The sequence below is a fragment of the Chlamydia suis genome, from assembly GCF_900169085.1.
Lineage (GTDB): Bacteria > Chlamydiota > Chlamydiia > Chlamydiales > Chlamydiaceae > Chlamydia > Chlamydia suis.
Genome location: NZ_LT821323.1, coordinates 332,824 through 348,297 on the forward strand (window position 1 = coordinate 332,824; position 15,474 = coordinate 348,297).

The following is a 15,474-nucleotide window of genomic DNA, read 5'->3' on the forward strand; positions in this document are numbered from 1 at the left end:
AATCTCCTATCCCTAAGCGTATTTTTGAACGAAATGTATTGATTGCTTATCGATTGCAATGCTACATTTGCGGTTTTCTCCAAGAGGAGGACGCATTACCAAATCCTTAATTCCTCAAGCGATAAAGAGAACGCGATGTTAACTTGCAACGATTGCAGCACGTGGGAGCAGTTCATTAATTATATTAAGACTCGCTGCTCCAAAACAGCTTTTGAAAACTGGATTGCCCCTATCCAAGTACTAGAAGAATCTAGAGAAAAAATTAGATTAGAAATTCCAAATATATTCGTTCAAAGTTATTTACTAGATAACTACAAAAGAGATCTTTGCTCTTTTGTCCCTCTAGATGCAGAAGGAAATCCGGCCCTTGAGTTTGTCGTTGCAGAAATCAAGCGTTCTTCTCCTCCGGTAGCTCCAGCTATTACCAAGCCGGCCGCAGAAACCTCAGAAGAAAATAAAGATTTTCAATTAAAACTGAATGGAGCTTATCGCTTTGATAACTTCATAGAAGGACCTTCTAACCAGTTTGTAAAATCTGCTGCCCTGGGGATTGCTGCCCGCCCAGGAAGATCTTATAATCCCCTATTTATTCATGGAGGAGTGGGACTAGGTAAAACCCACCTGCTTCATGCTGTTGGACATTATGTTCGAGAACACCATAAAAATCTCCGCATACACTGTATCACGACGGAGGCTTTTATTAATGATTTGGTTCATCATTTGCGAGTTAAATCTATTGATAAAATGAAAAATTTTTATCGATCTTTGGATCTCCTTCTCGTCGATGATATTCAGTTTTTACAAAATCGCCAAAATTTCGAAGAAGAATTTTGTAATACCTTCGAGACTTTAATCCATTTATCCAAACAAATTGTCGTAACTAGCGATAAACCTCCTGGTCAACTCAAATTATCCGAACGCATCATTACTCGGATGGAATGGGGGCTTGTCGCTCACGTTGGAGTTCCTGATTTGGAAACTAGGGTTGCGATTTTACAACATAAAGCTGAGCAAAAAGGACTCAATATTCCTAATGAGATCGCTTTTTATATAGCAGATCACGTTTACGGAAATGTTCGTCAGCTCGAAGGCGCAATTAACAAACTTACAGCATATTGTCTCTTGTTTAATAAACCTTTAACAGAGACTACTGTTCGGGACACTTTAAAAGAGCTTTTCCGCGCTCCGTCTAAGCAGAAAGTTTCTGTTGAGAGCATTTTAAAGAGTGTTGCAACAGTATTTCAGGTGAAAATTCAGGATCTTAAAGGGACTTCTAGGGCTAAAAATGTTCCGTTAGCTCGCCAGGTTGCTATGTATTTGGCGAAAACTTTAATTACGGATTCTCTTGTTGCAATTGGCGCTGCTTTTGGAAAAACTCACTCAACAGTTCTTTATGCTTGCAAGACAATCGAACAGAAGATAGAAAAAGACGCTCTGCTAAAAAATCAAATTAGCTTATGCAAGAATAATATAGCAGTAGACTCACCTCAACACTTTGTGTAGTCTTCTTAAGCTGTTCTTGTTTTACAGAGACCGTCTATGTGGGGAGAGCAATGTTCAAAAGACCTACGAAAAATTTCTTTGATGGAGTCCAGACTTTGTATGAGGATAGCGGCGCGAATTCCGCAAGTTACGGCGCGTATTCTCAACGAACAGAACGTTTAGAAAACCACCCAAGTATTTTCGAAACTGCTAAACCTGCGGAAACTCGATTGTTGTCTCAAGAAGAACACGCCCAATGGGAGGAACAGCAAGAAGAACCTGTGATTCAAGAACCTACTTTTCCAGAAGAACCAGAGACTACGCTAGGAGAAGGAGTCTCTTTTAAGGGAGAGCTAACTTTTGAGCGCCTACTTCGTATCGATGGAACTTTTGAAGGAATTCTGGTTTCCAAAGGAAAAATTATTGTCGGGCCTCGAGGATATGTGAAGGCTAATATTGACCTGGAAGAAGCAGAGATTGCAGGAGTCGTTGAAGGTAATATTACTGTAACGGGAAAAGTTTCTCTTCAAGGAAGAGCTATGGTTACAGGGGATATTCAAGCAGGAAGCCTTTGTGTAGATGAGGGTGTACGCTTATGTGGTTATGTTTCTATTCAGGGGGCCGAGCCTAGTCAACACGAGAAAATAGACTCATAAAAAGAGTTCCAGTGGAACAGTAACCAACAATTTCTTCTCGAATCGTTTTATTCAATGGGTAAACTGAGAGAATACAAATCTTTTCTTGCGAAGCTAGTAGCTTCTTTCTCCTGAAGAAAGAGACTTTTTCATAGGGAACGTTCAGATGCTTTGCTATCGCGGCTGCAACATTTTTCTTTATGTCTTTTGAAAAAAAGACCACGCGAGCAATCGAGCTCTGATGTAAAACTAAGGCTCTTGATGCAGCCAAAGAGAAGCTTCGTTCTCCACACACATTCCCCAAACAAGCGCTGCGATATAAAGCCAAAGCTTCAAGAGAGTGCTCGTACAGATATAAAGAAAGATGCGGAGGTAGGACAGCACAGGCTGCACAAGCTGCTACACTTTCTCCTATACCTACTGTTTCTAAACACCGGGAGCATCTCTGCTCTGGAACGCGCTTACAGCATCGACGCAAACAAGACAAGCAAAGGCTTTTTCCTGGAGCTTTACAAATGCAACAGAGAACAGGAAATATTTGTCGAATAACAAATATTAGAGCCGTATAAATAACAGAGTTTTTTATTCGTAAAAATTTTAATGATTTGTTACGTTTTGGACGTGTAACGTTCTCAACCTTTCTATCAGACACAATGCTCGAAAAACTTGTCGATTCTCTTTGGAAAATTTGTCGTAAAAGCAAATTTCAATACATGACTCCTGTGGCAGATGCTGTAGATAGTTTCTGCTTCGAGCCCCTACACACACCTTCTTCTCCCCCGTTTGTTAGAGATGCTGTCGATGTTAAGCGTTGGATGATGCTCGTTGTCATTGCCCTAATGCCTACAATCTTTGTCGCTATCTGGAATTCTGGTCTGCAGGCCTTGGTTTACCAGTCTTCTGATCCACAAATGATGGAAGCATTCTTACATATATCAGGGTTTACTAGCTATTTTTCATTTGTGGCCAAAGAGATCGGTATTGGCAACGTACTTTTCTCTGGCTGCAAAATTTTTCTGCCTCTGCTATTCATTAGCTATACTGTGGGAGGCGCTTGTGAGGTGTTTTTCGCTATTATTCGTAAGCATAAAATAGCGGAAGGACTTTTAGTTACGGGACTGCTTTATCCCCTTATTCTACCACCTACTATCCCTTACTGGATGGCAGCTTTAGGAATTGCATTTGGAGTCGTTGTTGGGAAAGAGCTTTTTGGCGGTACAGGTATGAATATTCTGAATCCTGCCCTTACGGGACGAGCCTTTCTGTTCTTCTCCTTCCCCGCTAAAATGAGCGGAGATGTCTGGGTCGGCAGCAACCCTAACAAAATTAAAGAAAGCCTTGCGATGATGAACTCCTTGGCAGAAAGAAGTAGCTTCGATGGGTTTTCTCAATCTACCTGCTTACAGATTCTTAACTCAACACCACCTTCCGTTAAACGTGTGCACATCGATGCTATTGCTTCTAATATTTTAAAACTTGAACACGTTCCCTCTCAGGAAGTTCTCCAAACACAGTTTGCTACATGGGCAGAGTCTTTTCCTAATTTGACAATTGATCAACTTTCTTTAGAGCAACTTCAAAGTTTTATAACTGCCCCTACAGCTGAGGGCGGATTGGGTCTTCTTCCTGCACACTTTGATGCCGCATATTCTCTTACCGACGCTATTTATGGTATTGGAAAATTTTCTACCGGAAATCTCTTTTTCGGGAATACTGTTGGAGCCTTAGGCGAGACCTCTACTGTAGCCTGTCTACTTGGAGCCGGTCTTTTATTGTTAACCGGGATTGCTTCCTGGAGAACCATGCTTTCTTTTGGTCTCAGTTCTCTATTTTTTGCCTGGCTATTTAAAATCATAAGCGTCTTAACAGCTGGACAAGCTGGCGCTTGGGCTCCAGCTAAATTTTTTATTCCGGTCTATCGCCATCTTTTTATTGGGGGATTAGCTTTTGGCCTAGTCTTTATGGCTACAGATCCCGTTTCTTCTCCTGCAACCAAACTAGCGAAATGGTTTTACGGCACTTTTATAGGCTTTCTTACCATTCTCATACGCTTAATTAATCCCGCGTATCCAGAAGGAGTCATGCTGGCCATTCTATTAGGGAACGTTTTCGCTCCCCTATTTGACAAGATCGCTCTTAAGCAAGTCAGACAACAGGGGGTATAAAATATGGCATCCAAGCCTAGTCATTATCTCAACCAACCTTGGTACATCATCTTATTCATCTTTGTTCTTAGTTTGATTGCGGGAACTCTTCTTTCTACAGCTGCTTATTTTCTGACCCCCATCCAAAAGCAAGCCGCAGAATTCGACCGCAATCAGCAAATGTTAATGGCTGCACAGGTTGTTTCTTGTGACAACAGATTCCAAATACATGACGAAGGAGACTGGAAACCCGCTCTTTATAACACAAAAAACCAGCTATTAGAAAGCTCCTCAACTCCACCTCGAGTAACCGCAGCAACTCTAAGTTCTTATTTTCAAAATTTTGTTAGAGTCTTACTTACGGATTCTCAGGGTCATCTTTCCTCTTTTGAAGACCACAATCTCAGCCTAACAGAATTCTTATCTCAACCGACCCCCTCAATACGAAACCATAGTCTTTATGTAGTTTACGCTATTCTAACCAACGAGGAATCTTCAAAAAATTTATCTGCATCCCAAGTAGCAGCAAACCCTACAGCCATTGAGTCCATAGTTATTCCTATAGAGGGCTTTGGTTTATGGGGGCCTATCTATGGATTTCTTGCGTTAGAAAAAGATGGGAATACAGTTCTTGGGACATCTTGGTATCAACATGGCGAGACCCCAGGATTAGGGGCAAATATAGCGAATCCTCAATGGCAAAAAAATTTTAAAGGGAAGAAAGTTTTTCTTGCATCTTCTTCTGGGGAAACTGACTTTACGAAAACCACTTTGGGATTAGAAGTCATCAAAGGATCTGTTGCCGCAGCATTAGGAGATTCTCCTAAAGCAGCATCCGCTGTCGATGGAATTTCAGGAGCTACGCTAACTTGCAATGGTGTTACTGAAGCTTTTGCTAATTCGCTAGCTCCCTATCGCCCTTTATTGACCTTTTTTGCCGATCTGAATTCTAGTGGAGAATCTCATGACAACCAATAAATCCTCTTTGAGTTATTTTATTGATGCTTTGTGGGTCAATAACCAGCCTCTTGTTGCTATTTTAGGGATTTGCTCAGCGCTAGCTGTTACTACTACGGTAACAACAGCTTTAACAATGGGATTAGCGGTTAGCTTTGTTACAGGCTGTTCCTCTTTTGTGGTTTCCCTTCTACGAAAAATTACCCCAGAAAGCGTGCGAATGATTGCACAGCTTATCATCATCAGTCTTTTTGTGATCCTAATCGACCAGTTTTTAAAAGCTTTTTTTTTCAATATCTCTAAAACCCTTTCGGTTTTTGTAGGATTGATCATTACTAACTGCATCGTCATGGGCCGCGCAGAGAGTATGGCTCGCCATATTTCTCCGATACCCGCATTTTTAGATGGTCTGGGAGCAGGTCTTGGCTATGGCTGGGTGCTTGTTTGCATTAGTGTAATTAGAGAGTTATTCGGATTTGGAACCATCTTAGGCTTCCGCATCATTCCTACAATCTTTTATTCCTCTGTATCCCATCCCGATGGATATGAAAACTTAGGATTAATGGTTTTAGCTCCATCAGCATTTTTCCTATTAGGAATCATGATTTGGTTGGTGAACATTATTAGAGCCCAAAAGACAAAGAGGTAAAATATGTGGTTAGGAGACTATTCTTTAGTGAATCTTTTAGGGATCTTCTTGCAGGCCGCATTTATCCAAAATATTTTGCTGTCTACATTTTTAGGAATGTGTAGCTATCTAGCCTGTTCTTCTCGCTTGTCAACAGCTAACGGCTTAGGGATGTCTGTAGCCTTAGTGCTTACTATTACAGGTAGTATTAACTGGCTAGTCCATCATTTTATTACAGGGCCTCATGCTTTGGCCTGGCTGTCTCCTGCATTAGCAGATATAGATCTGAGTTTTTTAGAATTAATTACATTCATTGTGGTTATTGCAGCATTCACACAAATTTTAGAACTTCTTTTGGAGCGATTTTCAAGAAACCTGTATTTAGCCTTAGGGATCTTTCTTCCCCTTATTGCAGTAAACTGTGCTATTTTAGGCGGAGTATTATTTGGTATTACTCGAAACTATCCCTTTTTTCCTATGGTTGTATTTTCTTTAGGATCAGGATGTGGATGGTGGTTAGCTATCGTTCTTTTTGCAACAATTCGAGAAAAACTAGCGTATTCTAATGTCCCTAAACACTTACAAGGAATGGGCATCTCTTTCATTATGACAGGCCTCATAGCTATGGCTTTCATGGGATTGACTGGAATAGACATCTCCAAACCCACATCTAAAGCTGCCATTGTTACAAGCGCTACCGACAATGTGAAAGCACCTATACAGTCTGGACTGGAAGAAGGCCCAAAAAGCTAGCGGCTCAAGCAGCCCGCTAAAGCTCTAAAGAAAAACGTTCTCCATCAAAATCTTCGGACAATTGGAGAACAACTAGCCAGCCCTCGGATTCTGCGGCACGGTTGATGGGGAGGATATCATCTTCAAGCGCGGCATTGACCTCTAACACCTCTCCGGAAACCGGAGAAAGAACTTCTATCGCTGATTTTGAAGACTCTAAAACACAAAGCTCCTCTCCCTCTTTGACAAACGCTCCTAAAGAAGGAAGATCGACATGCAAAATATCCCCCAGATGCTCACGCATTTGGGCTGATAACCCCAGTCTTACAACTGAAGGATGAATAGGCTCTATCCATACATGGTAGTCAGAATAATATTTTTTACCTTTCATACATGTCCTATTCCATTTCTATGTTGTTAATTTGTGGATTGGGAAAAAACCTCTGCTAAATAAGGTCCTAAAATCTCTTCATTCAAATGACGCTTAGCAAATAATAGCTTGTCTAAACTTGCCGGGTAATCGCAATATATTTTTGAAATAAAAGCATAATAGAAAGGACCTCTATCTGAATCAAATAGCACATCCGATACTTGCCCTTCTTTCTGGGACAACATATCTTCAAACTCCTGTGGAGTACCCTGATCCCCTCTAGAAAATGTTTTTATCGTTCTCTCTAATCCTCCAACAAGATCTCCTTGCGATAGTTTTCCGGATTGAAAAGATTGAACAAATCGAACAAGACGTCTCTGATAGAGATCTTTGCCCGAGCGGTTAGGAAAGGCTTCTTGCAAATAGGCTAAGACACGACGAATACGCTCTTCTGCTTTGTAATTCTCTAGCAAAGTCTTCTTTAACCCTTTGCGAATCACTTCTTTATACGGCAGCACCTCCTCTCTACTTGGCCGATTTCTTACCGTAACACAATAGAAATGCTCATTATCCTGGGAATAGTTATCAATTACATCTTGCTGCATCAAAATATTTGCTAACCGAACACCATTTTGAATGCCCGGCAATAGGGGCTCCTGCCCTACAGACAAGAAAAGCTCTCCCGCTTTCTGCTCCTGCTTAGCCAACTCAGACTGAATCATATCTGAATCCGCCCGAAGAATTGCCTTTCTTACATAAGCGTGCGCTTTTTCTACAACAGCGGGTTTCAAATTCAAAATATCGCGTAGAGATGTACAGGTTTCTAATTCTGGAAATTCTGCTAAAATTTCTTCAAAGTTCTCTGGATTCTGATACCACAAATATACCTGAGCCATAGGAACATATTTTTCAAGTTCCGACAGCTTTACACTCCGATAAAAAATGGAAAAACGTTTCCCAACCAGACACTCTGCTTTGTTTTTTACCTTTTCAACAGGAAGGAATTTCGTTGGGATGTCTAAGACATGATCCGAAGGAGCTGTTACTAAACTAAGATAGGTCTCAAAAGCCTCTAAATCTTCTTTATCCTTAAAGACTAAACTATCTGGCAAATGAAACATCTCCACAGAAACGGAATCTTTCCCCATAGAAAAGAACTTCTGTAAGGGATAGTAGTCAAAAGCAACGGCTCCTTCCAACGCTAAGATAGCTTTTTTATATAACAAAATTTCCCGATACATGCGGAGAAACTCTGTTTCTTCAACTCCCATAAAAGAGTAAAAAGAAGCTACTAACTGATCAAATGTTAAATGGAACTCCGCATGCTTACTCAATCTAGCGAAAGCTTGCTGAGCTTTATCATAAAAATCCTGCCGAGCTTCTTTCAAAGAGGGCATCCCTATGTTCTTCTTCTGCTCATCTATGAAACGTAACACAGCCTCTGTTACCGCAGAAACATACCTATCCCCAAACCAATCTTTAACATTACGATATCCAAACAAACGCAAGTCCCGCCCCTGCGACAAAGAGTTGTCTATCGGGAGCTGAAACATCTGACGCCGATACTCCAACAGCTGTCTAAGGACGTAGTGAGGAAATTTTTTCTCTTCTAAAAATAGTCTTACTCGAGCAGCAAATCCTTCTGAAGAAACAGGATTTTCTAAGCGTTGAAACACTTGAAAAGCATCCCGTAATTGAGGAGCAGAAGATTTCCAAACTTCATCGGCAGAAATAAAAGGAGCATCAAAACGCCGATACCCTTCATAAACTCGTTCTTTATCAAATGCGGGGAAACCGGACTTATACACTTCTAAGAATAAGCTCTCCCCTAACTTATTTGTCAAAAAACGCTCCGTTAGCATCCCTTCATTAAGAAAATTCCACTCTCTTGGATTGCCTGTAAAAGGATAGGCTTCGTTAGATAAAAAACGTTTCAATAATCGGAATTCTTTTTCAGAATATTTTCTACCTGACGGAGTCCTAAAAACCGTGTTGCTAGATCCTAGATTTCGCGTTTTAACGGTTTGCCCCACTCCAACACCGAATCCAGATAAACAAACGCCGGCGATCACTAACCCGATAAATTTTTTTTGATGTTTGTTGAAAAACGCTAGCAAGAGCCCCTTCTTTCTTTGAGCAAATTTTCATTAAAAAAAAGGAAAACCATTCTTAAAGCATTCCTTCTCGACAAGGGAGAGAACTCTCCCAGAACGCCCCATGGTACTCATTGCGAAAGTTATTATCAAGCTTACTAGATAAAGAAACGGAGAGATATATTGCATCTCTCCAGACTACTATTGAAACAATTTAGGCCGGCATGTACTTGTCTTCCAAATATCCTAAACAATAATTCATTGGATCAAAATACCAATTAATAATTTCATCGTAAGTCACCTTTTTGGAAAGCCCCAAATCCTTTTCAAATACCAATTGTGCCCTAGCAACAGCTTCTGGTGACTCAATAACAACGATACACTCGTAATCACATTCATCACTCTTTTTGCCAAAATTATAGCTGCCTATAACTAAGACTCGATCATCTACGAGCATGCATTTTTTATGTAGCTGAGTATTGGCTACGTAAAACTCATGAACAGAAAAATTGTTGGTAGCGTGACTAGGGGAAAAGAGAAACCGTTTCCACAAGAGAGGCCTAGACCCAAAGGTCAATGGAAAATAATTAATCCGATTCCCCCAAGCATATGTTCTCGTAATATCGGGGCTACGATCAGTTCTCCCGTTAGTTATCACCCGAATATATACATTTCTACTCCAACAGGCCTCCATTAAGCTATCATATATTTTGTCTGCGGGGATAAAATACATCTGCGCGATTCGAATGGAGTGTTCCGCCTGAGCAATCAATTGACTATACTCTTGGGTAATCGTATTATTCGCTTCATCTGGCCCAGAAAAGATAAATCGAATCTTATCTAGCGGAACAGAAACCGAACAAGAACTCGTTTCAATCACCGGACAGAAAGAGTGTCTCGCTTTTTCTAAAGGAAGATTAACAGGATCTATACCTCTGAAATCATCTAATTTTTTGTTAAACCACAATTTTTTAGTGAAATCTTTCCATAAGGCATAATGAGCACAAAACTCTTTTCGAAGCAAAGCTCCTAATTCTGCTGAAACAATCGTGACATCTTGGTCTCTAAGAGCAGAAGGCCGAAGCACGCCTCCTATCATAGCACGAGGGGAATCCGAGATTCCCGGATCAACGTCCCCTTTGGAGCACATGAGATCTTCTAAATTCGTTCCCCCAATAAAAATATACTTCCCATCAATGATAGAAAGCTTGATGTGTGTTTCGATAACGTTAGGAGAAAAAATATTGCAATACGGGGGGCAATCCGAAAATAAATAAAAGAATCGATCCGCGCGCTTCTTCTGAAGAGCTTGTAAGTTTTTTCGGTCATTATCATCTATAAGCGTAGGCTGAATCAACATGTAGCCCACAAGTTCAGGAGCTTTTTCCATACGCTGATCCAGATGTTGCAAAATAGTAGATAAAATCTCTCCGCCTGTCATACAAGGACATAATTCTACAGTATATTCGGCGTTATCGATAGCGGCTAACAGGTATTCATACATTTCATAGCCGTTATCATGAATAAGCACCTTGGCCTCTGTGCCTCTATCAGGAACGGTTATTGTGTGCGCAAAGCTGCTAAATGTTGTTGCGCAAGCCAAAAACAAAAATATTTTTCGTAAAAAAAGTGTTTTCATCCCCATTAAATCCCCTCCTGCATAAAGATGCGCATTAAGGCGTCCTTCACCTCTCCTCTAACTTCTTTTAATACCGATGCAGGAGCTTCTATTCCTAAGGGGAAAAACGCTTGTTCCTCCATTTTCGAGCTCATCTTGTCCACAAGATCCGGCTGTAAAATTTTTCGATAGAAATGCGGTGAATTTCCTGACAAAAAGATGGAGCCTTGATGTAAAAATCCTTGTTTTACAGATCTTTGAGATGCTCCCCCTATTTTTTTATCTCCTATGAGAACGTCGTATTTAGAAATTTTTGCCACACAAAAATTAGAAGCCTCCACTTGCTCCGTCGAGCTTTCTTTAGGAGACAATGAACCTTCTAATCTAAATAATCTGTTAATGGCTTTGAGGACAAAACGGTTCACCGTATGATAATTCGCTAAAACAGACTTTTGATAGGCTGGGTGCTCTGAAGACACAAGTAGAGAAAACGCATAGTCTCCATTATGGAAGGTAACTCCTCCTCCTGTAGGACGACGTGCAGCCCTTACCCCTAAAGCTTCCCAATCTGCCCGAAAGAATCTTTCGGGTTTAATAAAACATCCATACGTAACAGGAAAAAGGCCCTCCCACTCATACAAATGAAGAATCACCTCTCCTGCTTTCAAGGAATCCAGGAGCGAACGATCTTTCTCCATAAGCTCTTCAGGAGTCGCTTTAGTAGAATCGATAACACGAATTTTCATTATTCAATAAATACCTACAACCTATGCAAATAAACCGAGAACAGTCCTCTCTTATTTATTTCAGAAACATATTACATCAGAATACCGATCTAATAAAATTAAATAATGCTTGCCCTTAGAAAACCCTCTTTCTAGAAAAATTTTTATTACAAAAAAAACGCTACAAATCTCCTCCCCCTTCTCTTACGAAAAGTTGCATCATTATCATAAATGTCGTATATGCAGAAAAGTATTCTACCTCCCCATTCATTCAGGTTTTTATGTTTGAGAAGTTTACCAATCGCGCAAAGCAAGTGATTAAGTTGGCGAAAAAAGAGGCTCAACGGCTCAATCACAATTATCTAGGAACCGAGCATATCTTATTAGGATTACTAAAACTTGGCCAAGGAGTAGCTGTTAACGTGTTACGCACTCTGGGCGTCGACTTTGACACAGCAAAACAGGAAGTAGAAAAGCTGATTGGATATGGACCTGAGATCCAAGTATACGGGGATCCTGCACTAACAGGAAGAGTAAAAAAATCTTTTGAATCCGCTAACGAAGAAGCCGCTCTTTTAGAACACAACTATGTCGGGACAGAACATCTCTTATTGGGAATTCTCAATCAAGCTGATGGCGTAGCTTTACAGGTTTTAGAAAACCTACACATAGATCCAAAAGAAATCCGAAAGGAAATTTTAAAAGAGCTGGAGACATTCAATCTGCAACTTCCTCCATCTTCTTCGATTACTCCAAGAAGTTCTAATAGCTCTTCATCCTCTTCTAAATCTTCCTCTCCCCTAGGAGGGCACTCTTTAGGAGGAGATAAACCGGAGAAACTTTCCGCTCTTAAAGCATATGGTTATGATCTGACAGAAATGTTCAAAGAGGCTCGACTAGATCCTGTTATTGGCCGATCTGCAGAAGTTGAGCGGCTTATTTTGATTCTTTGTCGTCGTAGAAAAAACAACCCAGTTTTAATTGGAGAAGCCGGTGTAGGAAAAACGGCTATAGTCGAAGGATTAGCTCAAAAAATTGTCGCAGGAGAAGTCCCCGAAGCTCTTCGTAAGAAACGGTTGATCACTTTGGACTTGGCTCTAATGATTGCCGGAACTAAATACCGAGGACAGTTTGAAGAGCGCATTAAAGCCGTTATGGATGAAGTGCGCAAACATGGAAATATTCTTCTATTTATTGACGAACTGCATACTATTGTAGGCGCTGGAGCTGCTGAGGGAGCAATAGATGCTTCCCACATTTTGAAACCCGCCTTAGCTCGCGGAGAAATTCAATGCATAGGAGCTACCACTCTAGATGAATACCGTAAGCATATTGAAAAAGACGCAGCCTTAGAACGAAGATTTCAAAAAATCGTTGTACAACCGCCTAGCGTCGATGAAACGGTGGAAATTCTTCGCGGCTTGAAGAAAAAATATGAAGAGCATCACAACGTCTTTATTACGGATGAGGCTCTTGTTGCTGCAGCTAAACTAGCTGATCAATACGTCCATGGTCGATTTCTTCCAGATAAAGCTATTGACCTTTTAGACGAAGCTGGAGCTCGTGTGCGCGTCAATACAATGGGGCAACCCTCTGAGCTGGTACGTTTGGAAGCTGAAATAGAAAGCACCAAACAGGCTAAAGAACAAGCTATAGGAACTCAGGAATATGAGAAAGCGGCTAGTCTTCGTGATGAAGAGAAAAAGCTGAGAGAGAAATTGAACTCTATGAAACAACAGTGGGAGTCGAATAAGGAGGAACATCAGGTTCCTGTTGATGAAGAAGCTGTTGCTCAAGTTGTCTCCGTACAAACAGGGATTCCTGCAGCTCGTCTGACAGAAGCAGAAAGCGAAAAACTGTTGACCCTAGAAAGCACTCTACAAAAGAAAGTCATTGGCCAAGATCAAGCTGTTGCAAGTATTTGTCGAGCTATACGTCGTTCCAGAACAGGTATTAAAGATCCCAATAGACCTATGGGTTCTTTCTTGTTCCTTGGTCCTACGGGGGTCGGGAAGACTTTATTAGCTCAACAGATCGCTATTGAAATGTTTGGCGGAGAAGATTCTCTTATTCAAGTCGACATGTCTGAATATATGGAGAAGTTTGCTGCAACCAAAATGATGGGGTCGCCTCCGGGATATGTAGGTCATGAAGAAGGTGGGCATCTGACAGAACAAGTGCGTCGACGCCCCTATTGTGTTGTTCTCTTCGATGAAATTGAAAAGGCTCATCCGGATATTATGGATCTTATGTTGCAGATCCTGGAGCAGGGACGTCTGACAGACTCTTTTGGACGTAAAATTGATTTCCGCAATACGATTATCATCATGACATCCAATTTAGGTGCAGATTTAATTCGTAAGAGTGGCGAAATAGGTTTCGGTCTTCGTTCCCATATGGACTACGGAGTCATCAAAGAAAAAATTGATGCCGCTGTCAAAAAACACCTAAAACCAGAATTTATCAACCGTTTAGATGAAAGCGTGATCTTTAAACCTCTAGAGAAAGAAGCTCTTTCCGAAATTATTCATTTAGAAATTAATAAGCTAGGTTCTCGTTTACAAGATCACCAGATGGCGCTGAATATCCCTGATTCAGTGATCTCCTTCTTAGTGGCTAAAGGACATTCTCCAGAAATGGGAGCACGGCCACTAAGACGCGTCGTAGAACAATACTTAGAAGACCCCTTAGCAGAAATGTTGTTGAAGGAGTCTTGCCGACAAGAAGCGCGGAAGTTACGCGCTCGATTACTAGAAGAACGTGTTATTTTTGAACGAGAGGAGGAATCCCCTGCTTTGGCTGTAGAAGGAGATGGGCCGGCCACTGTCACTGCAGATGAATCATAGGCACGTCGATCACTCCTCCTCCTAAACAAATATCCCCCTGGTAAAAGGCTACTGTCTGCCCGGGGGTGATAGCTTTCACAGGAGTGTCGAACAGAACACGCACGGATCCATCTTCTAAAGGATACACATGGCATTTTTCATCAGGGGATCTATACCGCACCTTCGCACTACAAGTGGTCGGAGCCTGCAACGGAACAAACCAGTTAAGCTCTCTTGCTACAAGCTCTTGACGATACAATAACGGGTGATCTTCGCCTCGCACAATATAGACAATATTCTTTTTCATATCTTTGCCTAAAACATAGCAAGGCTTTTCCATCCCTCCTACGTTTAAACCTCTTCGCTGGCCAATTGTATAATAATGCGCACCTTCGTGACGACCAACCACCTTTTGTGTATCGAAATCAATAATATCTCCTGGACAATCTGCCACAAACTGCTCAAGGAAGCTCTTGAAAGGACGCTTCCCAATAAAACAAATCCCCGTGCTGTCTTTCTTGGTTGCAGTTGCTAATCCCGCCTCCAAAGCTAGCTTCCGAACCTCTGTTTTATACATTCCTCCTAAAGGGAACAAAACATTAGATAAAGCTTCTTTGGGAGTCCCACACAAGAAATAACTCTGATCTTTGTTAGGATCTATCCCTCTAGACAAGCCTGAGCCATCGACTCCACCCCGACAATAATGTCCTGTAGCTAAAAAATCTCCTTTCAGCTCACGCACTTTCTTTTGTAACAAATCAAACTTAATTTCCCGATTACATAATACATCGGGATTGGGGGTGTAACCATTCGCATATTCTCTGAGGAATCTAGAGAACACTCTCTCTTTATATTCCTTAGCAAATGAAACCGTATAATAAGGGATAGACAGCTGTTCAGCTATCCGTTCTACATCTAAAAAATCTTTTGTCGCCGTGCACTCGCCATTCTCGTCTTGCTCCTCCCAATTTTTCATGAAAAGGCCAATCACGTTATAGTTTCCCTGCTTCTTCAGTAGGTAAGCGACAACAGAGGAGTCTACTCCTCCAGACATAGCAACAACAACAGTTTTACGCACAACAACAAACCTTGGGAACGTCTTCGTTTATTGAAACTCAAAAACGATTAAAAGGAGCCTATGTTAGCAGAAACAAGAGATCAAAAAAACAGCTTTCTTAAAAAAGAAGTTTTTAATTTTAAAATTTTGTTTTCATAAAAACGATTAAAACTTTCTGCGTTGTCAAAAAAAATGTTTGTTCTAAAAT

13 protein-coding genes are annotated in these 15,474 nt (G+C 41.0%); 7 read left to right on the top strand and 6 right to left on the bottom strand.

The window, feature by feature from the left end:
- Positions 1 to 135 precede the first annotated feature (135 nt).
- Together dnaA and B6E89_RS01510 are read left to right on the top strand one after the other, a co-directional pair.
- Positions 136 to 1,503: a chromosomal replication initiator protein DnaA gene (gene dnaA / locus B6E89_RS01505; RefSeq protein WP_035406084.1), complete on the top strand. Its 1,368-nt coding sequence runs from the start codon at positions 136 to 138 to the stop codon at positions 1,501 to 1,503.
- 50 nt (positions 1,504 to 1,553) lie between these two features.
- Complete coding sequence (locus B6E89_RS01510; protein ID WP_035406286.1) at positions 1,554 to 2,138, top strand: bactofilin family protein; 585 nt, start codon at positions 1,554 to 1,556, stop codon at positions 2,136 to 2,138.
- On the opposite strand, the gene B6E89_RS01515 is transcribed toward B6E89_RS01510, so the two are convergent.
- A complete protein-coding gene (locus B6E89_RS01515; RefSeq protein WP_035406087.1) occupies positions 2,110 to 2,769 on the bottom strand; it encodes a hypothetical protein in 660 nt (219 codons plus the stop codon). The two genes, B6E89_RS01510 and B6E89_RS01515, sit on opposite strands and share 29 nt — an antisense overlap.
- A gap of 1 nt (position 2,770) precedes the next feature.
- Between B6E89_RS01515 and B6E89_RS01520 the strand changes: the two genes are divergently transcribed.
- The 4 genes from B6E89_RS01520 to nqrE are packed head-to-tail and all read left to right on the top strand — an operon-like array spanning position 2,771 to position 6,599.
- Positions 2,771 to 4,282, top strand: a complete 1,512-nt coding sequence (locus tag B6E89_RS01520) for a Na(+)-transporting NADH-quinone reductase subunit B (protein ID WP_080132966.1) — start codon at positions 2,771 to 2,773, stop codon at positions 4,280 to 4,282.
- Positions 4,283 to 4,285: 3 nt separating this feature from the next.
- Positions 4,286 to 5,239 carry a Na(+)-translocating NADH-quinone reductase subunit C gene (locus B6E89_RS01525; protein ID WP_080132967.1) on the top strand — a complete coding sequence of 318 codons (954 nt, stop codon included), beginning with the start codon at positions 4,286 to 4,288 and terminating at the stop codon, positions 5,237 to 5,239.
- A complete protein-coding gene (gene nqrD, locus B6E89_RS01530; protein ID WP_035406097.1) occupies positions 5,226 to 5,867 on the top strand; it encodes an NADH:ubiquinone reductase (Na(+)-transporting) subunit D in 642 nt (213 codons plus the stop codon). Before B6E89_RS01525 ends, nqrD begins: the two co-directional genes overlap by 14 nt.
- A gap of 3 nt (positions 5,868 to 5,870) precedes the next feature.
- Positions 5,871 to 6,599: an NADH:ubiquinone reductase (Na(+)-transporting) subunit E gene (gene nqrE, locus B6E89_RS01535; RefSeq protein WP_080132968.1), complete on the top strand. Its 729-nt coding sequence runs from the start codon at positions 5,871 to 5,873 to the stop codon at positions 6,597 to 6,599.
- A gap of 16 nt (positions 6,600 to 6,615) precedes the next feature.
- Here the strand turns inward: nqrE and B6E89_RS01540 are convergent, their stop codons facing one another.
- From B6E89_RS01540 to B6E89_RS01555, 4 genes are all read right to left on the bottom strand, one after another.
- Positions 6,616 to 6,969, bottom strand: coding sequence for a glycine cleavage protein H-like protein (locus B6E89_RS01540; protein ID WP_035406104.1), 354 nt, complete (start codon positions 6,967 to 6,969; stop codon positions 6,616 to 6,618).
- A 26-nt stretch (positions 6,970 to 6,995) separates the two neighbouring features.
- Positions 6,996 to 9,065, bottom strand: a complete 2,070-nt coding sequence (locus tag B6E89_RS01545; RefSeq protein ID WP_080132970.1) for a hypothetical protein — start codon at positions 9,063 to 9,065, stop codon at positions 6,996 to 6,998.
- A gap of 190 nt (positions 9,066 to 9,255) precedes the next feature.
- Entirely contained in the window at positions 9,256 to 10,680 is a 1,425-nt protein-coding gene (locus B6E89_RS01550) for a phospholipase D-like domain-containing protein (RefSeq protein WP_080133257.1), read from the bottom strand.
- Between the two features lie 5 nt (positions 10,681 to 10,685).
- Complete coding sequence (locus tag B6E89_RS01555; protein ID WP_080128975.1) at positions 10,686 to 11,405, bottom strand: lipoate--protein ligase family protein; 720 nt, start codon at positions 11,403 to 11,405, stop codon at positions 10,686 to 10,688.
- Between the two features lie 260 nt (positions 11,406 to 11,665).
- Between B6E89_RS01555 and B6E89_RS01560 the strand changes: the two genes are divergently transcribed.
- A complete protein-coding gene (locus tag B6E89_RS01560; RefSeq protein ID WP_080121340.1) occupies positions 11,666 to 14,230 on the top strand; it encodes an ATP-dependent Clp protease ATP-binding subunit in 2,565 nt (854 codons plus the stop codon).
- Here the strand turns inward: B6E89_RS01560 and mnmA are convergent.
- A complete protein-coding gene (mnmA, locus tag B6E89_RS01565; RefSeq protein ID WP_080121342.1) occupies positions 14,211 to 15,287 on the bottom strand; it encodes a tRNA 2-thiouridine(34) synthase MnmA in 1,077 nt (358 codons plus the stop codon). The genes B6E89_RS01560 and mnmA overlap by 20 nt on opposite strands.
- Positions 15,288 to 15,474: the final 187 nt, after the last annotated feature.